The sequence below is a fragment of the Pseudomonas sp. P8_241 genome (assembly GCF_034008315.1).
Lineage (GTDB): Bacteria > Pseudomonadota > Gammaproteobacteria > Pseudomonadales > Pseudomonadaceae > Aquipseudomonas.
Window position 1 is genome coordinate 4,337,425 of record NZ_CP125377.1, and the last position, 22,193, is coordinate 4,359,617.

17 protein-coding genes are annotated in these 22,193 nt (G+C 60.6%); 7 read left to right on the forward strand and 10 right to left on the reverse strand.

The annotated features are described in order from the left end of the window. The first annotated feature begins 22 nt into the window (after window positions 1-22). The 6 genes from QMK58_RS19540 to QMK58_RS19565 all read left to right on the forward strand — a co-directional run bounded on the left by QMK58_RS19540 (window position 23) and on the right by QMK58_RS19565 (window position 6,234). On the forward strand, window positions 23-1,531 hold the full coding sequence (locus QMK58_RS19540; protein WP_053164393.1) for a sigma-54-dependent transcriptional regulator: 1,509 nt from the start codon (window positions 23-25) through the stop codon (window positions 1,529-1,531). 397 nt (window positions 1,532-1,928) lie between these two features. Then, the gene (gene gcvH, locus QMK58_RS19545; RefSeq protein WP_053164394.1) at window positions 1,929-2,312 is read left to right on the forward strand and encodes a glycine cleavage system protein GcvH; all 384 of its coding nucleotides are present in this window, start codon (window positions 1,929-1,931) and stop codon (window positions 2,310-2,312) included. A gap of 35 nt (window positions 2,313-2,347) precedes the next feature. After that, window positions 2,348-3,604 carry a serine hydroxymethyltransferase gene (glyA, locus tag QMK58_RS19550; protein ID WP_320395283.1) on the forward strand — a complete coding sequence of 419 codons (1,257 nt, stop codon included), beginning with the start codon at window positions 2,348-2,350 and terminating at the stop codon, window positions 3,602-3,604. A 135-nt stretch (window positions 3,605-3,739) separates the two neighbouring features. Then, window positions 3,740-4,732, forward strand: coding sequence for a lipoyl synthase (lipA, locus tag QMK58_RS19555; RefSeq protein WP_053164398.1), 993 nt, complete (start codon window positions 3,740-3,742; stop codon window positions 4,730-4,732). Window positions 4,733-4,762: 30 nt separating this feature from the next. Further along, on the forward strand, window positions 4,763-5,521 hold the full coding sequence (locus QMK58_RS19560; protein WP_053164400.1) for a M15 family metallopeptidase: 759 nt from the start codon (window positions 4,763-4,765) through the stop codon (window positions 5,519-5,521). Beyond that, window positions 5,518-6,234, forward strand: coding sequence for a L,D-transpeptidase family protein (locus QMK58_RS19565; RefSeq protein ID WP_053164402.1), 717 nt, complete (start codon window positions 5,518-5,520; stop codon window positions 6,232-6,234). The genes QMK58_RS19560 and QMK58_RS19565 overlap by 4 nt, the downstream gene beginning before the upstream one ends. 1 nt (window position 6,235) lies before the next feature. Here the strand turns inward: QMK58_RS19565 and QMK58_RS19570 are convergent, their stop codons facing one another. From QMK58_RS19570 to QMK58_RS19600, 7 genes are all read right to left on the reverse strand, one after another. Then, the gene (locus tag QMK58_RS19570) at window positions 6,236-7,630 is read right to left on the reverse strand and encodes a purine-cytosine permease family protein (RefSeq protein WP_053164404.1); all 1,395 of its coding nucleotides are present in this window, start codon (window positions 7,628-7,630) and stop codon (window positions 6,236-6,238) included. Between the two features lie 45 nt (window positions 7,631-7,675). Beyond that, window positions 7,676-8,416, reverse strand: a complete 741-nt coding sequence (locus tag QMK58_RS19575) for a TorF family putative porin (protein WP_053164406.1) — start codon at window positions 8,414-8,416, stop codon at window positions 7,676-7,678. A 108-nt stretch (window positions 8,417-8,524) separates the two neighbouring features. Continuing rightward, window positions 8,525-10,264 (reverse strand): amidohydrolase, encoded by a 1,740-nt coding sequence (locus QMK58_RS19580; RefSeq protein ID WP_320395284.1) that lies wholly within the window; start codon window positions 10,262-10,264, stop codon window positions 8,525-8,527. A 20-nt stretch (window positions 10,265-10,284) separates the two neighbouring features. Further along, window positions 10,285-12,081: an amidohydrolase gene (locus tag QMK58_RS19585; protein ID WP_320396553.1), complete on the reverse strand. Its 1,797-nt coding sequence runs from the start codon at window positions 12,079-12,081 to the stop codon at window positions 10,285-10,287. A 200-nt stretch (window positions 12,082-12,281) separates the two neighbouring features. Further along, the gene (locus tag QMK58_RS19590; protein WP_320396554.1) at window positions 12,282-13,304 is read right to left on the reverse strand and encodes a helix-turn-helix transcriptional regulator; all 1,023 of its coding nucleotides are present in this window, start codon (window positions 13,302-13,304) and stop codon (window positions 12,282-12,284) included. Between the two features lie 86 nt (window positions 13,305-13,390). Next, window positions 13,391-14,233, reverse strand: a complete 843-nt coding sequence (locus QMK58_RS19595; protein WP_320395285.1) for a nitrilase family protein — start codon at window positions 14,231-14,233, stop codon at window positions 13,391-13,393. Then, window positions 14,230-15,729: a purine-cytosine permease family protein gene (locus QMK58_RS19600; protein ID WP_320395286.1), complete on the reverse strand. Its 1,500-nt coding sequence runs from the start codon at window positions 15,727-15,729 to the stop codon at window positions 14,230-14,232. The genes QMK58_RS19595 and QMK58_RS19600 overlap by 4 nt, the downstream gene beginning before the upstream one ends. Before the next feature lie 199 nt (window positions 15,730-15,928). Between QMK58_RS19600 and QMK58_RS19605 the strand changes: the two genes are divergently transcribed. Beyond that, complete coding sequence (locus tag QMK58_RS19605) at window positions 15,929-16,831, forward strand: LysR family transcriptional regulator (RefSeq protein ID WP_053164418.1); 903 nt, start codon at window positions 15,929-15,931, stop codon at window positions 16,829-16,831. An 86-nt stretch (window positions 16,832-16,917) separates the two neighbouring features. Here the strand turns inward: QMK58_RS19605 and QMK58_RS19610 are convergent, their stop codons facing one another. Genes QMK58_RS19610 through tssM form a run of 3 tightly spaced genes read right to left on the reverse strand, consistent with a single transcriptional unit; the run spans window position 16,918 to window position 22,192 of the window. Next, window positions 16,918-17,949 (reverse strand): serine/threonine-protein kinase, encoded by a 1,032-nt coding sequence (locus QMK58_RS19610; RefSeq protein ID WP_320395287.1) that lies wholly within the window; start codon window positions 17,947-17,949, stop codon window positions 16,918-16,920. Continuing rightward, a complete protein-coding gene (locus tag QMK58_RS19615) occupies window positions 17,946-18,671 on the reverse strand; it encodes a PP2C family protein-serine/threonine phosphatase (protein WP_053164422.1) in 726 nt (241 codons plus the stop codon). The genes QMK58_RS19610 and QMK58_RS19615 overlap by 4 nt, the downstream gene beginning before the upstream one ends. Next, window positions 18,671-22,192, reverse strand: a complete 3,522-nt coding sequence (gene tssM / locus QMK58_RS19620; protein WP_320395288.1) for a type VI secretion system membrane subunit TssM — start codon at window positions 22,190-22,192, stop codon at window positions 18,671-18,673. Before tssM ends, QMK58_RS19615 begins: the two co-directional genes overlap by 1 nt. Window position 22,193 lies beyond the last annotated feature (1 nt).

The following is a 22,193-nucleotide window of genomic DNA, read 5'->3' on the forward strand; positions in this document are numbered from 1 at the left end:
TCGCCAACCTTGCAGGCCCCCCATGCGCATCCACGTCACCTTCATCGACCGCGTCGGCATCACCCAGGAAGTGCTGGCCCTGCTCGGCGGGCGCAGCTTCAACCTGGACGCCGTGGAAATGGTGCCGCCGAACGTCTACATCGATGCGCCAACCCTTGGCGCCGAGGTGCTGGAGGAGTTGCGCGAAGCACTGTTTGGTGTGCATGGCGTGCAAGCGGTGACCATGGTCGACATCCTTCCGGGGCAACGGCGCCGCCTGCAACTGGACGCGTTGCTGGCCGCCAGTTCCGACCCGGTGCTGGCGGTGGATGACCGCGGCCATGTGCTGCTGGCGAACCCGGCACTGATTGCCCTCTGCGGGCGTGAACCGGCCGGTGAGTCGTTGACCGCCCTGTTTGACGATGCCGATTTGCAACGCACTTTGATCGCTCACCATTTCCGCCTGCCGATGCACGAGGTCAGTCTCGGTGGCCAGACTTTGCTGCTCGACGCGATGCCGATCACTGATGCCGGCGCCCTGCTCACCCTGTATCAACCCAATCGCATCGGTGAGCGACTGTCGGCGTTGCACCACGACCATGCCGAAGGTTTCGATGCGTTGCTCGGCGAATCGCCGCCAATCCGTGCGCTCAAGGCCCGTGCGCAACGGGTGGCGGCCCTGGATGCGCCGCTGCTGATTCAAGGCGAAACCGGCACCGGCAAGGAACTGGTGGCCCGCGCCTGCCATGCGATCAGTGCCCGCCACGACTCTCCGTTCCTGGCGCTGAACTGCGCGGCATTGCCTGAAAGCCTGGCCGAAAGCGAGCTGTTCGGCTACGCCCCTGGCGCCTTCACCGGCGCGCAACGGGGCGGCAAACTCGGTCTGCTGGAACTGGCCGATCAGGGCACGGTGTTCCTTGATGAAGTGGGGGAAATGTCGCCCTACCTGCAAGCCAAATTGCTGCGCTTCCTGAGCGATGGCTGCTTCAGGCGGGTCGGTGGCGACAAGGAGGTCCGGGTCAATGTGCGGGTGCTCAGCGCGACCCACCGCGACCTGGAAAAAATGGTCGCCGAAGGGCGGTTTCGCGAAGACCTGTTCTACCGCCTCAATGTGCTCAACCTGCAAGTGCCGCCACTGCGCGAGCGCGGTCACGACATCCTGCTGATGGCCAATCACTTCATGCAACAGGCGTGCGCGCAGATCCAGCGACCGGTGTGTCGCCTGGCGCCGAGCACCTTCAGCGCCCTGCTCGGCAACCGCTGGCCGGGCAATGTGCGACAACTGCAAAACGTGATTTTCCGCGCGGCGGCGATTTGCGAAAACCCGCTGGTGGACATCGACGACCTGGACATCGCCCGCACAGCGGTGGAGCGGCAGAACGACGGCGAAGTCGGCAGCCTGGAAGAAGCGGTTGGCGACTTTGAGAAGAACCTGCTGGAGCAGCTTTATCGCAGCTATCCGTCGAGCCGGTTATTGGCTGCACGGTTGCAGACATCCCATAGCGCAATTGCGATTCGCTTGCGCAAGTACGGCATTCCAGCCAAGCCCTGAGTGATCTGCCGGATCACATTCCCCTGTAGGAGCGAGCCTGCTCGCGATAGCGGCCTGACAGTCAACCTACATTTCAACTGACACGCCCTCATCGCGAGCAGGCTCGCTCCTACAGGAGACTGTGTTGCTTCTGCACTTCTCGTATGAAAATCGATACAGCGTAGCGAAATCAAGACAATCTCCTTCCCAGCCGCCTTTACGGTGTCTGCGCTCACATCCCTGCTTGGCTGTATTGATTTCAATACAAATGAAATGGTGCGCACTTAACGAGATAACATCAAGCCATTGATTTAAAACAACTAATCAACCTTGGCACCGCCCTTGCTAACTCAACCTCAGCTCCGCTCGTTGCCCTGCCACGAGCCCTGAATGCGTCCAAAAATAATAAGGAACTGAGATGAGCCAATTGCGTTTTACAGTCGATCACGAATGGCTGCGGCTTGACGCCGATGGCCTGGTCACCGTCGGCATCACCGCATTTGCCCAGCAGGCGCTGGGGGATGTGGTGTTCGTTCAGGTGCCTGAACTGGGCGCCTTCGATGCAGGCGCTGAAGTGTCGGTGCTCGAATCGGTGAAAGCCGCCAGCAGCATCGGCATGCCGCTGGACGGTGAAGTGGTCGAGATCAACACGACGCTGGAAAGCACCCCGGAACGGGTTAACGAAGACCCCTTGGGCGAAGGCTGGTTCTTTCGCTTCAAACCCGCAGACCCTGAAGCTTTGAGCGAACTGCTGGATCAGGACGCCTACGAGCAATTGACCGCAGAACACGCCGACGCCTGAAGCCCCCTCCCTGAATTCCGAATAAGGACCACACCATGTTCAGCAAGCACGACCAGATCAAAGGCTACGACGACGAACTGCTGGCGGCGATGAACGCCGAGGATGCGCGGCAGGAACACCACATCGAACTGATTGCCTCGGAGAACTACACCAGCCAACGGGTGATGGAAGCGCAAGGCAGCGGCCTGACCAACAAGTACGCCGAAGGGTATCCGGGCAAGCGTTACTACGGCGGCTGCGAGCACGTCGATGTGGTCGAGCAACTGGCCATCGACCGCGCCAAACAATTGTTCGGCGCCGACTACGCCAACGTCCAGCCGCACTCTGGCAGCCAGGCCAATGCCGCGGTTTATCTGGCCCTGCTGCAAGCCGGCGACACCGTGCTAGGCATGAGCCTGGCCCATGGCGGTCACCTGACCCACGGCGCCAAGGTGAGTTTTTCCGGCAAGCTCTACAACGCGGTGCAGTACGGTATCGACACCAAGACCGGTCTGATCGATTACGACGAAGTCGAGCGCCTGGCCGTTGAGCACAAACCGAAAATGATCATCGCCGGGTTCTCGGCCTATTCGAAGACCCTGGACTTCCCGCGCTTCCGTCAGATTGCGGACAAGGTCGGCGCGTACTTTTTCGTCGACATGGCCCACGTTGCCGGGTTGGTGGCGACCGGTCTGTACCCCAATCCCCTGCCCTACGCCGACGTGGTTACCACCACCACCCACAAGACCCTGCGCGGCCCGCGTGGTGGTCTGATTCTGGCGAAGGCCAATCCTGAACTTGAGAAAAAGTTCAACGCGGCCGTGTTCCCCGGTGGTCAGGGCGGCCCGCTGATGCACGTGATCGCGGCCAAGGCTGTGTGCTTCAAGGAAGCGCTGGAGCCAGGCTTCAAGACCTATCAGGCGCAAGTGATCCGTAACGCCCAAGCCATGGCCGCAGTTTTTATCGAGCGTGGATACGACGTGGTGTCCGGCGGCACGGATAACCACTTGTTCCTGGTCAGCCTGATCCGCCAGGGCCTTACCGGCAAAGACGCCGACGCCGCTCTCGGACGTGCCGGTATCACCGTGAACAAGAACGCCGTGCCCAACGATCCGCAGTCGCCATTCGTGACCTCGGGCCTGCGCATCGGTACGCCGGCGATCACCAGCCGTGGCTTTAAGGAAGCGCAGAGCATTGCGTTGGCGGGCTGGATCTGCGACATCCTCGATCACTTGGGCGATGCCGATATCGAAGCCAATGTTGCCCGGCAGGCCGCCGCGTTGTGCGCCGACTTCCCCGTCTACCGCGACTGACCACGCGGTGATCCGCTCTTGTAGGAGCCGGCTTGCTGGCGATGGTGCCCTGAAGGATGTCATCGCCGGCAAGCCGGGCTCCTACAGGAAGCATCAGGGCAAATCACCCTCCCGTTCGCGTAAAAGGAAAGCATCATGAATGCCATTGTCGAATCGACCGGCAATAGTCCAGCCAAAGTAGAAATCGGCACCAAACTGCGCGGCGCGGAAAAGGTTGCGCGGATTCCTGTGAAGATCATTCCCACGGAAGAATTGCCGCGCAAACCCGACTGGATTCGCGTACGTATGCCGATCTCTCCCGAGGTCGACCGGATCAAGCAACTGCTGCGCAAACACAAGCTGCACAGCGTCTGCGAAGAAGCCTCATGCCCCAACCTCGGTGAGTGTTTTTCCGGGGGCACGGCGACGTTCATGATCATGGGCGACATCTGCACCCGCCGCTGCCCGTTCTGCGATGTCGGTCATGGCCGGCCCAAGCCGCTGGATGCCAACGAGCCGATGAACCTGGCCGTGGCCATCGCCGAGCTGCGCTTGAAGTACGTGGTGATCACCTCGGTGGACCGCGACGACCTGCGCGACGGTGGTGCCCAACACTTCGTCGACTGCCTGCGTGAGATCCGCAAGCTCTCGCCCGGCATTCAACTGGAAACCCTGGTGCCCGATTATCGCGGGCGCATGGACGTCGCGCTGGCGATCACCGCCGCTGAGCCACCGGATGTGTTCAACCACAACCTGGAAACCGTGCCGCGTCTGTACAAGGCAGCGCGGCCGGGTTCGGACTTCGAGTGGTCGCTGGACCTGCTGCAGAAATTCAAGCAATCGGTGCCGCACGTGCCGACCAAATCCGGCCTGATGCTCGGCCTTGGCGAAACCGACGACGAAGTCATCGAAGTCATGCAGCGCATGCGCGAGCACGACATCGACATGCTGACCCTCGGCCAATACCTGCAACCGTCGCGCAGCCACTTGCCAGTGCAGCGTTTCGTGCATCCGGACACGTTCGCCTGGTTCGCCGAGGAAGGCACACGGATGGGGTTCAGGAACGTAGCGTCTGGCCCGCTGGTGCGCTCGTCGTACCATGCCGATCAACAACTTCATGGAGGTGCCGACGGTTTCAAGCCATCATGAGCAGACTGGTCATGCATGGAGCCGTTCCCGATGTCGCGTTCACCCTGTCTGTTGATGCTGTGCCTGAGCCTCGCCGCACCGTGCATGGCCGACGCGCCAAAGCCCGAGCACATGGTGTACTTGCGCGCCATTGATCCAGGCATCGAGCAGGACATCCGCTACGCCAGCGCCCACAACTTCACCGGGCATGCGCTCGAGGGTTATCAGGCGCCCGAATGCCTGTTGACGGTGGACGCCGCCAGGGCCCTCGCCCGGGTGCAAGCCGCGCTGAAAGCCGAGGGTTATGGCTTGAAGGTGTTCGACTGCTATCGACCGACTCGTGCGGTGGCGGACATGGGCCGCTTCGCCAACGAGCCGGGAGACCCACTCAAGGCCGAGTTTTACCCCCGCGTCGACAAGCAGGATTTCTGGCGCCTGGGTTATGTGGCTCGCGTGTCCAATCACTCCCGGGGCAACACCGTCGACCTGACGCTGACCGGCCCCGGCGCCCCGCCCGCCGACACCTGGACACCTTCCGCCACACCGGTCGATTGCACCGCGCCTTACGGCCAGCGCTGGAAAGATGGTGCGCAGGACATGGGCACCGGGTTTGATTGCTTCGATGAACGTGCGCATACGGATTCGGCGCAAATCAGCGCAACCGCCAAAGCCAATCGACAGCGACTCAACAGCGCGATGGCAAAAGCAGGATTCAACGGTTATTCCACCGAGTGGTGGCACTTTACCTTCAGCGGGAATCCACCCAAGCCGGACGTGATGGATTTCCCCATTACGCCGTTGCAGCCATGAACACGCTGATCAACACCCTGCTGACGCTGTTGTTTCCATTGGCCGCGATGGCCCAGGGACTCGACGGCAGCGATCAACTGATCGTGGTCACCAGTAAAAACTGGAATGACACTCAGGGCGTGGCCCAGCGCTATGAACGACACGGGCAGACCTTTGAAAAATTCGACGCGCCATTCGCGATTGTCCTTGGCAAGAACGGTATGGGTTGGGGCAGAGGTTTACTCGACATCGAACAACGCGAAGGGCCGGTCAAGCAGGAAGGCGATGGCAAGGCACCGGCCGGGATATTCAAGCTGGGATCGGCGTTCGGCTACGCGCCTTCGGCCGAGACCCGCCTGCCCTATCTGTCGCTGACACCGACCATCGAATGCGTGGATGACAGCCAATCCAGGCGTTACAACGAACTGGTCGACGGCGCGGTCGTCGACAAAGACTGGAGCAGTTCCGAACGGATGCGCCGTTCGGATGAGCTGTATCGCCAGGGCATTTTCATCCAGCACAACACCCCGGCCACGCCCGCTGCCGGCTCGTGCATTTTCTTCCACCTCTGGCGCGGTCCCAGCGCGCCGACCCGTGGCTGTACGGCCATGGACCCGGCGAACATCGTGCAGCTGTTCGACTGGCTCGACCCGAGCAAATCCCCGGTGCTGGTGCAACTGCCGCAAGCGCAGTACGAGCAGTTGCGCCAGCGCTGGACACTTCCCGAGCGTTGATTCAGGCCTTCGAACCCCGCTCCACCACCGCACTCATCGACGGTTTGGCCAACGCGTAATACATCAGCCCCGGCACCACCAGCCCGACAATCCAGGAAATATCCACGCCACCTAGTTGCGCAACCATCGGCCCGGAGTAGAAATGGGTGTCGACAAAAGGCAGCTGGATCAGCACGCCGATCACATAGACGCTGATCCCCGGCACGTTCCAGCGACCATAACGCCCGTTCGGGTCGGACAGTGCCGCAATGTCATAACGCTCCTTGTTGATGAAGTAGTAATCCACCAGGTTGATCGCGCTCCACGGGGTGAAGAACGTCAGCAAAAACAGGATGAAATACTTGAACGAGTTGAGGAACGAGTACTGCCCCAGCAATGCCACAGTGGTGGACGCCGCGACAATCAGCAGCACGAACAGCATGCGCTGGCCGGCGGTGATTTCCAGGCGGCGACGAAAACCACTGATGATGGTCGCCACGCACATGAAGCTGCCGTAGGCATTGAGGGTCGACACCGTGACCTTGCCGAACACGATGCTCAGGTACAGCAACGACGCGATCACGCCGGTACTGCCCAGACCGACGATGGTCGCCACTTCGTGCCCGCGGAAATTCGCCCCCGCCAGCGCTGCGGCGAACACCCCAAGCACCATTGAAGCCTGCGCCCCGATCACCGTGCCCAGGCCGACGGCGGCGAAGGTTTTCCATGACGACGTCTTGCTCGGCAGGTAGCGCGAGTAGTCCGCCACATACGGCCCGAACGCGATCTGCCAGGACGCCGAGAGCGACACCGCCAGCAAAAAGGTGCTCCAGGCAAAATGACGGTTTTCCAGCAGTAGGCCGATGTCGTTGAGGGTCAACAAACGGGTGAACAGGTAGACGAAGGCAATGATGCCCAACACGCTGGCCACCCGACCGACCAGGTGAATCACCCGATAGCCGAAGATCGTCAGAAAGGCGATGCACGCCGCAAAAATCAGGATGCCGGCGCTGTCGCTGACACTGATCAACTGCGCAATCGCCTGCCCCGACAATACCGCACCCGTGGCGCTGAACCCGAGGTACATCAGACACACCAGCACAATCGGAATGGCCGCCCCGTACACCCCGAACTGCACACGGCTGGAGATCATTTGCGGCAACCCGAGTTTGGGCCCTTGCGCCGCGTGCAGTGCCACTACAGCCCCGCCCAGCACCTGCCCGATCAGCAAGCCGATCAGCGACCAGAACACATCGCCGCCCAACACCACAGCCAGCGCGCCGGTGACGATGGCGGTGATTTGCAGGTTGGCACCCAGCCACAAAGTGAACTGGCTGTAGAGGCTGCCGTGACGTTCGGCCTCGGGAATGAAATCGATCGAGCGGGACTCGATCAGCGGACTTCGTTGCGCACTCATGACAGTGTTTCCTTTGAGGAACTGTTTTTGTTGTCAGGGAAAAACTCAGAACGTCTTGGTTGCACTGGCGACCACCGTGGCCGAGCACAGGTCGTCATAGCCGTACCAGCCGGAGCACTCGCTTTTCGACAGGTCGGTGTCGACGTAACTCAGGCCCCAGGTCACGCCGACGAAGTCGCGGGTCAGCTTGGCTTCCCACTCGTAGTAGGACTCGCGGTTGTCACCGTCGGCGGTCCAGAACGCCGGGTCTTTCACGTCGTTGCGCCCGAAACGCAGGTCCAGGGCGACTTCGGCTGGCAAGTCGATTTTGTAGCTGAGGTAGGTGTAAAGGGTGTCCTGGTCCTCGCCAAAAACGTTCGGCGTATCGTCCGAGTAATAGGCACCGAGCTTCACGCCGTACAGGTCGAGAACCGCGTACACCTCGCTGAGGTTGAATTCGGAATTTTTCGGGTAGTCGTACTTGATGTAGCCCAGGTCCAGGCTGATTGCGTCCGTTGCCTGCCAGTAGTAACCGGCGTAGTACTCAAGTTCCTGACGGGTGTCGAAACCGCCACCGAAATCGACGTTGGAGGTCCAGGCGCCGATGTACAGGCCGCTGCTGTGCAACAGCGTAGCCCCGCCCTGCACCGCTGGATCGCCCAGGGTTTGTGAGATGCCCCGGGTGCGGTAATCGCTGACGACGCCGAGGGTCATCTCCAGGCTGAAATCATCGTTGAGGGTCAGGGCCTGGCTGGTCAGGGGGATCAGTGCCAGTGTCGCGAGGGTCAATGCTGAAAATGCGTTCATACAGTTCTCTTGTTGTTATGACGTACGGGAAATTTCAGGCATGGCGAAGCCAGGCCCCTCGCGCTACGAGGGGCTGGCCGTTTTCTACAGGTGTCGGGTGTACGCAGGTCAGGACGCGGGGGCGTAGACCTGCTTGCCGGCGAAGAAGGTCTTCAGGACTTTGGTTTCGAACAGTTCGTCATCGCTGACCTTGAACACATCGCGGTCGAGGATGATCAGGTCAGCCTGCTTGCCCGGTGCCAGGGAACCGATCTGCTCATCCAGGCGCAAGGTTTTGGCGGCGTTGATGGTGTAGGCGTAGAACATGGTCTGGCGGTCGATGCTTTCCTTGGCATTGAGCACACCCAACGGCCCTTTGCGGGTGCTGGCCTGGGCGATGGCGTTGAACGGGTTGTTGCTCGACACCGGCCAGTCGCTGCCACCGGCAATCATCGCGCCGGCGTTATGCAGGGACCGCGCGGGGTACTGATAACCGTAGGCAAACGCGCTGATGTAAGGCTTGACCAGTTCGACGGTGTAAGACTCGCCGGTGGCCCACAGCAGTTGCATCGAGGCGATCACGCCCAGTTGCTTGAAGCGCGGAAACTCTTTCGGATTGACCAGTTGCAAGTGCGCGATGCTGTGCGGCACCGGCGTCGGGCTGAGCTTGCGCGCATACGCCACGCCATTGAGCGCCTCACGCACTGCGCGGTCGCCGACAGCGTGCATGTGCACGATCCAGCCGCGTTTTTCCGCCGCCACTACCAGTTCGCCAAAGTGCGCCGGGTCGGTCAGCAGTTGGCCGTCCTTGTGGCTGTTCTTGTACGGCACGACGACCGCCGCCGTTTGTCCCGGGAACTCGAGAATGCCGTCGACAAAAATCTTGATGCCAGGGAACGTGAGGTTAGGCACACCTTCGAATTGCTTCATGACCGTGGAGATCACTTCCAGATCAGCGGGCTTGCTCTTCGGGTTGGTGACCATCAACGCCGCTACGTGGGCGCTGAGCTCGCCGTTCTGCGACAGCTCTTTGTACAGCGGCAGTACGCCGACACTTTCCGCGGTGGCATGGAAATCGAACAGCGAATCCTCACTGCCGCCGTTCGCCGCTGCGTCCATCCAGGCCGTGACGCCGTATTGATTGTTGATTTTCACCGCCTCGCGAGCGGCTTTGAGCATCGCTTCCGGGGTAGGTGCCGGAACACCGTTGCGCACTACGTCCCAGCGGGATTCGGCAAAGTAGCCGTTAGGGGTGAAGTCCGCTTCATGGCCGATGTAACCGCGCTCTTTCTCCGGCAGGCTTTTCACCAGCGCCGCGTCGATGTTCAAGCGCTTGAGCATCGCGTTGTTGGCCCAACCGGTGTGGCCGTCGATGCCGCTGAACACAATCGGCTGATCGGCCCAGCGCCCCTGGTTGAACACCTTGCCCAGTTCACGGGCTTTCTCCCAATAGGCCGAACTGACCCCGGCCACACTGATCACGTCACCGGACCGGGCACGCCCGGCCTTGTCCTCTTCGATCAACCATTGCTCCAGTTCCGGCATGGGTTTGACCTCATCCAACAGGTTGGCTTTCATGCTGTCGAAAGCGCCCGAGACCGGGTGGCTGTGGGTGTCGATCATGCCAGGCATCAATACTTTGCCCGCCAGGTCGATGCGCTGGGTCTTGGCATCGGCCAGGGCATTGATTTCGGCATCGCTGCCGGCTTTAAGAATCTTGCCGTCCTGGACTGCCACGGCTTGCACCAGGCCTTGTCCAGGCTCGGCGGTGAAGACCTTGCCGTTGAACAACACCAAGTCAGCGGCGGCCATCGCCGGCACCGAGGAGATGGCCAACGCAGCGGCCAACAGGTTTGGAATCAATCGCATCAGAACGCTCTCTGGTTTTTTTATTGGGCGGATCGGGAAATGACAGACTGGGAAGCGACTTGCGGCGCAGTCCCCAGGAACGGTGCCTTGGCCCAGACGACCTTGCCGCCGACCACCGTCAACAGCACCTGGTTACGGCCGAGTTCGTCTTCGGGCACCTGCATGAAGTTCTTGTCCAGCACGATCAGGTCGGCGAATTTGCCGACTTCGACCGAGCCGAGCACCGCGTCCAGCTTCAACTGTTCGGCGGAATTGAGGGTGATGCTGCGCAACACGTCACTGCGCGACAGCGCCGGGTCGGCGTTCAACCGTCCTGCGTATTTGGTGCCATAGCTGTGCGGATTGGTCGGATCGCCGGAGCGGGTGACACCGACTTTCAGCGCCAGGAATTCATCGAGAGGATCGACCGGCCAGTCACTGCCATACGCCACTCGGCCACCGGCCCGGGCGATGCTGCCCGAGGGTTCCATGCGCGCAAAACGGGCGGTGCCCAGGTGTTCGCTGGTGCCGTCGACCGTGGACGGTGCCTGCTGGGCCCACTGGAAAGACATGTTGGCGGTGACGTCGAGTGCCTTGAAGCGTGGGTAGTCCGCGGGGTCGACCGATTCGGCATGGGTGATCGTGGGGCGAAAACCGTTGCCGGGAAGTTGCTGACGCACGTACTCGATACCATCGAGCGAGTCGCGGACCGCCCGGTCGCCGGTCGCATGCAGGTGCGGGTCGAAACCAGCCTGCACCGCTTGCAACAGCAACGGCTTGAGCACTTGCGGCGGGAAATACAGCTCGCCGACGTTGTGCCCAGGCGTCCATTTCGGTGCGGCCTCGGAGCCAGTGTTGCTCAGGTAGGGACTCAACATGGCGCCGGTATCTGCCGGGGCGTTGATGATGCCGTCCATGAACAGTTTGACGTGCCGCATGTTCACGCCCGGCGCGACCTTCACCTCGCCCTGATCGTACGTGCTGGCCAGTGCCTTGGCCTCGGCGATGGTCTTCGCTGGATCGGCAATGGCGGCAGCCGGGTCAAGTTTGATGGCCAGTAAGGCCCGGGCGGTCAGCTCGCCGGAGTTTTGCAGGCCAGTGAAGGCTTTGCCGTTTTCCGGCCCTGACAGCGCATCGAAGAAACTGGTGATGCCCTGCTGGCGCATGGCGTCGAGGGCGGCACGGAGCTGGTTGAGTTTTTCTGCGTCGGTCGCAGGCGGCACTACGGCGGCCATCGACTCGGCGGCGCCATCTTCGCAAATGCCGTTCGGGTTGCCGGCGCTGTCACGACGGTACTTGCCGTCTTCGGGATCAGCGGTGCTCTTGCTGATCCCGGCCAGTTCCAGACCCCGGGAGTTGGTCAGGATGGTGTGGAAATCGGTGGAGCGCACCTGGATCGGACGCTGTGTCTTGAGCGCGTCTAGGGTCGCTTTATCGGCGTCGCCGTCGAGTCCGGTCATGCCCATGCGGTCCCAACTGCCGACTTCAAGCCACACGTCCGGGCCCTTGTCCTTGTCAGCATCAAGGCAGGCCTGAATGCTGGCCTGAAACTGTGCGCGGGTCAGGGTTTGGTACTTCAGGTCACACAAGGTCATGGCGCGACCGCCGTCGCCCGGATGCATGTGCGCATCGACGAAGCCCGGCATCAACATGCGCCCGCCCAGGTCGATCAATCGCGTCTGCTTGCCGATGTAGTCGTCGATGCCGGCGTCGCTGCCGACATAGACAATCTTGCCAGCCGAAACGGCTATCGCTTGCTGCACGGAGTTCTGGCCATCGACGGTGTAGACGTAGCCATTGCGCATGACCATGTCGGCGGGTGTCGCCGCCAACGCCATGCCGGAAATCGCCGTCGTCGCCGCAATGGCGACAAAAAGCCTGGAAAGTCTCAAATGCCACACCCCTGTTCTTATTGTTTTGAAGCGGCCCGAAGCGACTGCGCCAGCCCCTGATAGACAGGGCCTACCCTATAGGGCGCAGCGTTCGAATGGACCTCTGCAAATGAGGAGGGGTGAGGCAAATAGTTGAAAAGACGCGATTAATCGCGGCGTGCAGACTCCGTCGGCGGACCCGCATAGCGCAGCACCGAACCGAGCTCCACCTTGCTTTTGACGCCGAGCTGCAAATAGCAGTTGCGCAGGTAAGTGCGCACGGTGGCCGGGCTCAGGGACAGGAGTTTGGCGATTTCCTTGTAGGAGTGACCCGCGGCGAACAACATCGCCGCCGTGCGCTCCCGAGGGGCCAGGCCTTCGGCCCGCGACGGCGCTTCCAGAGACAGGATCACATGCTCGGCGTTGGGGCTCAGGGTCAACGCGCAACGACCCAGACGCACCACGCAAGGTGCTTTTTGCAGCTGTGAGACCACCTCGACCGGCAGTATCGAGCCATTCCAGCCGGGCATTTCACGTTGAATCGCCGCGCATAACCGCGCACCGACATACAGCAAGCTGCCGTCCAGGCGCGCAACACCGAAGTCGCTCGCGCCATCGTCGGTATCGAAGCGAATCATGTCCTGCACCTGAAACCGCCACAGCTGGAACAGGTGATCGCAGAACGCCGAAAACAACTGGGCCTCGTGTTCATCGAACGACTGCTCATGCAGGCCACGGTAGAGACAGACAAAGAACATCAAGCCACTTTCGGGCAACTCAAAGGTGATGCTCATCAAGTGGTAGAGATCGTAGCGCCGGGCGAAATCGTTGACCGCCTCGCACGGGTCGTTGAACCCCGTATCACGCACCACCTCGCCGGGCTGGCTCAAAGTGGCATGGGAGAACTGATCGTTGGCCGCCACCGGGTGCCATTCGGCGGCAAACGACTCAGGAAGATTGATGCTGCCGTGCATCCAGCTCTGCGGTGCAACATTGGGACCCGCAGTGGACATCTCGCCCCACCAGGCCGACGCGAACGGCACCAGCTCACCGAAGGCCTGCAAGCCATCGGCGATGAAGCGCGACGCACCGCTATCCCGCGCCAGCCGTCCAACGTGCAACACGCAGCGATTGAACGCCTTCAGCGTGGCCATGGACGTGTTGTCACCGGCCTTGATCCCCTCCTCCATCATTGCGATCCCGTTCACTGCATGGTCTGGTGGCTTGACGATGCCATAGGGCCGGGAACGGGTCCAGCTCACTTTGACATCAACGGTTACAAACCGCTGTCCAGCCCGTACAACGGGGGTCGACGGTCCTGATGCAGGTCATTACGCGCACTGATGCGTTTGTTGCGCGCCTCGGCGAGATTCAGCGTCGCGAGCAGGATTTGTTCGCCGCCCTGCTCTGCCGGTCCGGCCAACGGATAACCGTCGGCGTCGACGATGACCGAGCCCTGCACCCAGCCGACCCCGCGTTCGTGGCCGTAACGGTCGCACGCGGCGATGAACATCCGATTGACCGAGGCATTGGCCTGCACCCGCAGGACCTCGGCTGGACGCTCGGTCTGCGGTCGCGGGCCGTCGGGCCAGTTGACCGGCGCGCACAGCAAGTCAGCGCCAGCCAATGCGGGCAGGCGCACCCACTCGGGGAACTCCAGGTCGTAGCAAATCAGCATGCCGAGACGTCCATGGACGGTCTCGACCACGGGCGGCGCGGCATCGCCGGGGGTGAAGAGGTCTTTCTCCGCATCCCACAAATGCGCCTTGCGGTACACCGCACGCAGCCCGTTGGCGTCGATCATCACCGCACTGTTGGCCAGTTCGTCACCTTCCAGGCGCTCGCAGAACCCGCCGACGATCACCAGGTTCAACTCGCGGGCCAGCGCTTGCCACAACTGCAACATTGGCCCATCGACCGTTTCCGCCAAAGACAGCGCTTCCTCTCGATCGGCAAACAGGTAGCCGCTCTGCACAAGCTCGGGCAGCACCACGACTTGGGCGCCCTGATGGGCTGCCTGACGAATTGCACGCTCGGTGAGTGTTCGGTTGTAGGCCAGATCGCCTATTTTCGGCGCCAGTTGGCAGCAGGCGACCACGGTATTTCTTGCGTTGTTCAACGCCCTGCCTCCGCAGATGAATGGGTCATGGCGACAATGTCATGCTCGGTCAGCGCGTCGATCACTCGACGTTCGGCCACCAGATCAAGCGAGCGGCTGAGCAGGTAATACGTCAGGCCCGAGACCAACAGACCCACCAGCCAGGCGATGTCCACGCCTGCCAGCACTCGTGCCACAGGGCCGACGAACACCTCTTTGCCGGCGGCGGCATCGAAGATGTAGAAGAACGGCACCATGGCGGCGAAGCCGATCAGGTACGAGACGATCCCGCGAAACTGCCAGGCGCCGTAGATGCCCTTCGGCGTGAAGAAATGCGGGATCGCGTAGCGACCTTTGCGCACGAAGAAATAGTCCACCAGATTCACCGCTGTCCACGGCACGAGGAAGTACAACAGCAGCACAAGGAAGGTGTTCAACAGGGCAATGCCGTCGCCTTTGATCGACAACACACAGGTCAGCAAAATGAGGCTGATCACACTGATCGACAGGACTCGGGCGCGGGGTGTCGGGGTGATTCTCCGGATCGAGTCGACACCGGTCAGCAGCGTCAACATGGCGCTGTAGGTGTTGAGCGCAATGATCGGCAGAAAGCCCAGTACCGAGACAATCACCAGCAGATTGCCCAGCCCAGGCAGCATCGACGAGCCGACCTGATTCAACGCCACCAACGCATCCGCCGCTTTCAACTCCTGGGCCAACCAGGCACCGAGACCGATCATCCAGCTGCCCGACAACGAGGCGCCGATGAACACTGCGGCGATGAGCTTTTTGCGGCTGGTGTTCTTTGGCAGGTAGCGGGAATAGTCGGATACATACGGCGCATAGGAGATGTTGTAGCTGGCGCCGATGGCAAACAGTGTGGCGAACGCGACCCAGTTGAAGCCCAGGTCGGACGCCGGCGTAACGCCTTCGGAACCGGCGCCGAACATCAGGGCAATGGTCACCAGCGCATAGAGCGGCAAGGTCGCGAGCAACGCCCACTTGAAGGCCTTATGCATCAGGTCGTGGCCGTAGATCGATAACAATGCGCCAATCAGCACTACGACCACGGCGACGATGGTGGGGTCGATGCCGAACACATGCTCCAGGCCGTTCATGATCAGCGAGATGTTCACCACGTTGAAGCCGACGAATACAAACATCGTCGCCATCAAGGCCAGGATCACCCCGCGGTATCCGAACTGGGCGCGGGACTGGATCATCTGCGGCAAGCCCATTTCCGGCCCCTGGGAACCGTGAAAGGCCATGAAGATAGTGCCGAACATGATGCCCAGCGCACCAGCCAGCAGGGTCCACATCGCCGACAAGCCAAGGCTCGGGCCGACAAATCCGATGGAAATGGTGAAGAAGTGAAAATTGCCGAGAAACCAGAACGGCCCCTGGCTGCTGAGTTTGGCGTGACGCTCGCTTTGCGGAATGTAATCGATGGAGTGGCCTTCGATGGCCAACCCGCCGCTCGCCTCGGTGGCGTGCGCAGACACTGGGGAACCTGACATACGATTGTTCCTATGCAGTTGTTTATTGTTTTTGTGGGTGCAGCGCTCGTTTCGAGGTCCGGTTCAGGTGAAAATCCAGAAAAATCTGACGATGACGCTGGTTTCACGGCAATGTAGGCCGTCGAACTGGGCGATAAAATATCGCAGGCACACTGTTCACATAGATCCAAACCTATGTAAGTGATTATCTGGAGACCCCATGCTGGGAACTGTTACGGAGCTGGATCTGCGTTTGATCCGGGTATTTCTGACCGTCGTTGAAGCGGGCGGGATCTCGGCGGCGCAAACCGCTCTCAATACCACGCAACCGACCATCAGCGCGCAATTGGCCACGCTGGAGGCGCGGGTCGGTTTTCGCTTGTGCGAGCGCGGCCGCGGCGGGTTTTCAGTGACGCCCAAGGGCGAGCAATTCATCGAGGCGGCTCGCCGTCTGCTGGCGGCCGCCGAAGGATTTCGGGTCGAAGTCCAGCACATCAACCGTAAAGTCTCGGGCAACATCAACATCGGTCTGCTCGGGCAGATCGACCCGGTGGCGAACAAGAAAATCGGCCTGGCCATTGCACGCTTGAGGGCCCGGCACGAAGGCCTGTACTTTCATTTCACCGAACTGTCCTCCTCGCTGCTGGAAGAAAAAATCATTAACGGCCACATCGACCTGGCCATCGGTTACTTCTGGCACCGCTTGCCCAACATCGATTACGTTCCGTTGTTCGAGGAAACCCAGATCGCCTACTGCGCGCCGTCGCATCCGCTATCGGAACAGGCAGGCGCCTTGACCCGCGCCGATGTCAGTGCGTTTGACTGGGTCTGGCCGAGCCATCCCCTGCCGGAAATGCCCGCCCCCACCTCAATCGAACGCCTGACCGTGCTCACCGACAGCATGGACGGCGCTGCGCTGCTCATCCTTTCGGGCCAGCACCTGGGGTTTCTGCCTCAGCACTATGCGGCCCGGCATGAACAGTTGGGGCAGTTGCATCCGTTGAATCCGCAACTGCTGCGTTATGAGGTGGGGTTTCATGCGGCGGTGCGACACTCGGCGCGTCAGCGGGATCTGGTGAGTGCTTTTCTCAACGAATTGATCGAAATCTTCGGGGAACCATAGGAGCGAGCTGGCTCGCGAAGCTGTTAACGATAACGCGTGCTTACTGATTGAACGCGGGCAAGCTCGCGCCTACGGGCATTTGTCGCTCAGCTCTTTGTCAGGTGCATCCGATACGACCACTTTTCACACCACGAGGCCGGTTCTCCCAAGGCACGCCGAAGACGGGAAACCGTGGTGACCCGGGCAACCGGATCAAAGCTCAACGCCTCTCGCAATTCTGGCCAGCAGTGTTTCGGCAGATTCGGCGGTGCACGCAACTCGCGCTCCAGGTTAGCGTCGCGGGCTTCGGTCGACGGCAAGCGCCGGAACGGGTGTTTACCACCCGCCAATTCGTACAACAGACAGGCTACGCCGTACACGTCGGCAGCAGCCGTTAGCGGTTCACCTTGAAGAAGTTCGGGAGCAGCGTAACCGGGAGTCCAGGCGTTGAAGCACTTGCGGTTCAGTCGCGGCAGACCGGGCAGGACCCCTTCCTGCGCCTGCCCCAGACCGAAGTCGAACAAACGCACTCCGTCATCACTGAGCATCACGTTGCTCGGTTTCATGTCGCCGTGCACCACACCGCGAGCGTGGGCGTAGGCAAGCCCATCGAGTAGCGGCAACGCGATGTCGCGCAGTTCTTTCCACGGCAGACCCAGGGGGCGTTCGCAGAGCAATTTGTCCAAAGTAAAGCCGCGCATGAGTTCCATGGTAATGAAGGGGCGCTGGCAGTGCGCGTCCACTTCGAAGGTGTGCAAGCGCAGCACATTGTTGTGGCGCAGAAGTCGGGTCAGGGCGAACTCGCTGTAGAGCAAGACGCTGGCGTCCGGTGACTCGGCAAACTCCTCACTGAGAATTTTCAGCGCGATGTAGGGATCGGGATCACCAAACTGTTCGCTCAGCAGGTCCTTTGCGCGGTAAACCGCACCCATGCCGCCAGCACCGAGCAGGCGCTCTATTCTATAACGTCCCCCCAAAACGTCCGGCAGTGTGCCGATGCTGGCCTTTGTGGGTGCCTTAGCCGATTTGGCGTTTCGCGGTTTTCCATTTTGCGCAGCGTCAAACGCAAAGTAAGTCAGGTTACTGGCATGTGCTTGCTTCATCAGAATGTCGTCGAGTGGCGGCATGAGTGGGGTCATTGGCGGATCACTACGGCAGTCAGGTTGTCCCGCGCCAAGCCACGCAGAGCGCCGTCAAACAGACGCTCCAGTGCAACCTGTGGCGCGGCCAGGCTCAAGGCGTTACCCAAGGCGTCGCTGTTCAGACAGTTGTACAAACCATCGCTGCACAACAAAAAAGCATCGCTGGGGTAAACCTCAAGCTCGATAACATCGAGCGTCAACCGATCCGTCGCCCCGACCGCACGGGTCAGGGCGTGGGCATCAGGGTGAGCCTTGGCATCCTCGACACTCATGTTTTGCTGGTCGATAAGTTGCTGTTGTAGCGAATGGTCCCTGGATAGCTGATACAGACGCTGGTTGCGCCACAGGTAACAACGGCTGTCGCCAGCCCAGATGCAGGCAGCGCGATTGCCCTCCACCAGCAGCGCCACGACGGTGCTGCCCATGATGCTGTCGTGGTGCCCGGCGGTGACGGTCAATTCCTGGCCCAAACGGCGATTGAGCCAGTGCAGGCACTGGCGAATGCCTTTGAGGCGTTCGTCAAAGTCATCCTGTAACGGTAGCTCCGACAGGCTTTCGACGATCAACTGGCTGGCGATATCGCCCCCCTGATAACCGCCCATGCCGTCAGCGACCACCCACAGCCCCAGATTTGGACAGTCCAGAAAAGCATCTTCGTTATGCGTGCGAACCTTGCCGGCGTCGGTTCGCGCAGCGCTTCGCCAGCGGCCGTCAGCCATCAGAGCTGTGCCGGCATACGGAAAGTACGCAGCACGCCCATATCGAACGGGTTCGGCGCGCGCTGGCTGCTGAGCAAGTAGTTAGCGCGCAGGCCGCCCACGTCGGATTTCAATATCAATACGTCGCGACCGGTCAAGTACTCGGTCTGCATCAGGTCAAACAGGCGAAACAACGACCATGGGCCGGTGTTTTTCTCTATGCCGACCGGGCGGCCCGCGATCTTGTGCAGCACCAGACTGGTACGACCGTCTTCAGCGTCGGTTGGCCATAGGAACGATACCGACACAATCGGACCATGGCGGTATTCGATGGTCTTGTCGCCAAACCTGAACTCGGAACGGCTGACTACCGGATCAAGGGTGTAGGGCTCCAATTTGAACTGAACTTGCGGCTCGGCTGGGTTGATCGAGAAGAAGCTCTGGCGAATCACTTGTGCTGCCGCCATCTGGTCGAGGTAACCCCTGGACATCGGCAGGCTTTGACCATCAATGACGCGCAGACGGAAGTTGCCCGGATCACCGCTCACGAAAGGACGCATATAGGTGTCGAAGAAACGGTCATTGATGCCCTGGGTCTTGAAGAATTCGCGGAAGTCGCCAAGCGCCACGTCACTGGCGCTGTGGGCGTTGAATGGATAACGCTGGTTGATCGCCTTGCCATAGAAATTGTACAGCTCGCTCTGATAGCGCTGGTTCAAGTACCGATAGGAATCGCTGAGCACCAGCCGCCAGGTGTCTTCGGCCAGCACGTTGAACCACACGCTGACCGGACGCGGCAAACGACTGGAGGCATTGCGCATGGCGCTCAGTGCGTCGCGTTGATTGCCCATGCGGGTCTTGGCCATTTCGAACGCCGCAAGCTCCGGCACGCTGGCGCGGGCCAGGCTTGCCAGCTGCAGCTGCAGGTCGTTGAGTGCTGTCAGGACCGGAATCAAATCAGCGGCCGGGCCATTGTTGTCATCCAGCAGACGGTGCAGCGGTTCGAAGCGACGTTGCAGGGACTTCTTCGCGGTGTCCGGCAGGTTATTCGCCATGTCCACCGCTTTGTCCGCTGCCGCCGAGGCCAGCTTGCCGAGCTTGCTGCCTTTCTCGGTGAGCGCCCCGGTCGCAGCAGCCACATCAACGCTGTCGGCAACCACCGAAAACCGGGTATTTTCTCGCACTTCCACCAGCAGTTGCAGCACCGGCGAATTGGCCGAGGTCAGGCCCGCCAGTTGCTCGGCACCCTCGCCTGCGTCGTTGATCGGTGGCAGCGCAACCTGGCCGACCGCCTCGCTCCAGAAAGTGGCATAGTCGCGGAAATAAAGCTGCTCCAGCTCAACCATCAGGCGACGCAAGTCCATGCCGCTGATGCCAGAACCATCGCCCAGCACCCAGTTGTCTCGCAGGATATGGGTGACCAGCGCAGAACCCTGCACCGAGAAGTACTGCCGATAACCCTGCTGGGTGTAAAAGCCCGGAATCCCGTAAGCGGTACCGACAAACAGCGAGCCCTGTGGGCCGAGGTGTTGGCTGAGGCGGTACTCGGGGAGGCTGCGAGCCTGCTCGCGCAGCATTCGGTAAACGACGTTGACCAGCGATTCGCTGCGCAATACCTGACGCGCCTGATCCACCAGTTTCTCATTCAGCGGATAGGAAAACGGCTGCAGCAACAATCGCTCCAAGTGAGTGTTCAAACCATTCTGCACCGCGGTGTTGCCGGCGTAACGTTGGGACCAATCCGTGGCGACCCAATCCTTGAGCCACTTCGCATCAAGGCGATCTTTCATGTTCAGCATCAGGTACGCGCGCAGACTGTTGAGCAGGCGTTCGCGGTCTTGCATGTTGGCCTGAATCTGCCGTTCGAGCAGCGTCGCGACCTTGGGCAGCAGTTGTGTTTCGAGCTCACGTTCGTAAGCGGTATTGACCACTGGATTGACGTCTTCGCCTTGGTACAGGCCACTTCGTTCGTGGTACGACACGTCATCTATCTTCGGGAAGACCTGAGTCGCCGCATAGCTGGCGTCGAGGGTCTTGAGCACGACCAGGGAGTCATCTTGCGCAGTCAATGCCAAGCGCTTTTGCGTCCAGATCTGTGCGAGATTGCGCAGGTTTTCCAAGCGCTCATAGTTGGCCGAGAAACCACCTGCCCACAGCATGCCAAACAGTGTCAACGTCCCCAGCGCACCTACGTACAACACACGCTGGCCCCAATGGATGCGACGGCGTTCGCGTTTGTCCAGGCCAACCAGATCGGCCTCAGGGAAGATCACCCGGCTGAGCACGTGGTGAATGAACCGCGAGCGCCCGCTGCGAAGGGTTGGGAGCATGCTGGTTTTCACGCCTGCTTTGGCGCCCATAGCAGCGGCGGTCGTGTCCATTTCCTGGGTCAGATACGGTGCGCTGGTGAAATAGAAACCGCGCAACTGGCTGGCACGCTGGTAGCGATTACCGGTGAGCGCCATGTCGACGAACACGCACAGCCGCTCACCGACCCGCTCCAGTTGATGAGGGAAGTCGAGGATGCGGCCACGGCGCCGGGTGTCGCGTTCCTGGTGCATGCGCATGACCACCTGGCTGTTCAAGCGACGCAGCAGCTCTTCGAACTCGGCGCGTAGCACGACAGTATCGGTGCCACTCTTTTCTTTGCGGAAGCTGGCGCCGAACACCTGATCGCTTTCTTCACGGGTCAGTTGATCGAAGAACTCATTGAAACCGAGCAGCTTGTCAGCCTTGCTCAGTACCAGATAAACCGGCACGTCGACGTGGAGTTTTTGATGCACCTCCTGCAAACGCGAACGAACCTGGCGGGCCAGGGGATCGAGGCTTTTCTCATCGGGGCAAAGCAGGGTTTCCACTTCAATGGTCACCAGCACACCGTTCAATGGACGGTTGCGGCGACGTTTGCTCAGCAGGTCGAGCAAGGTGCTCCAGGCACTGCCGTCGACGTCGACATCCGTCTGTGTCAGATAACGCCCGGCGGTGTCGATCAAGACAGCATGGTCGGCAAAGTACCAGTCACAATGACCAGTGCCGGCGGTGTCGCGGGTCAGCTTGCGGTCGATCTTGTTGATCGGAAAGTCCAGACCCGAGAAATCCAGCAGGCTTGTCTTGCCACTTCCCTGAGGGCCAATCACCAGGTACCACGGCAAGTCATTGCGCCAGTCCTCGCTGCGACCGCGATACAAGCTCGAAGTCTTCAAGGTTTTCAGGGCATCCTTGTAGCGTGTCCTCAACTCAGTCTGCTCTTGGTCGATCTGCTCTTCACGGCGGATACGCTCCTGGCCGGTTTCGCTTTCTTCGACGGCTTTTCTACGCACACCGGCGCGCCAGCTGACGAAGACCATGGTCAGGCCCCAGGTCAGGAACAGCACGCTGATGGTCAGCAAGCGAGAGCTCGAACCTTCCCAGAACTTGTAGTCATTCACTGCCAACAGCGGCCCGACGAACCACACCAGTTGCGCGACGAACAGCACCACCAGCAAGGTCCAGACCCAGGTTTTGCGCAAGAATGCGCCGACTTTCTTGAAATACTTTTTCATC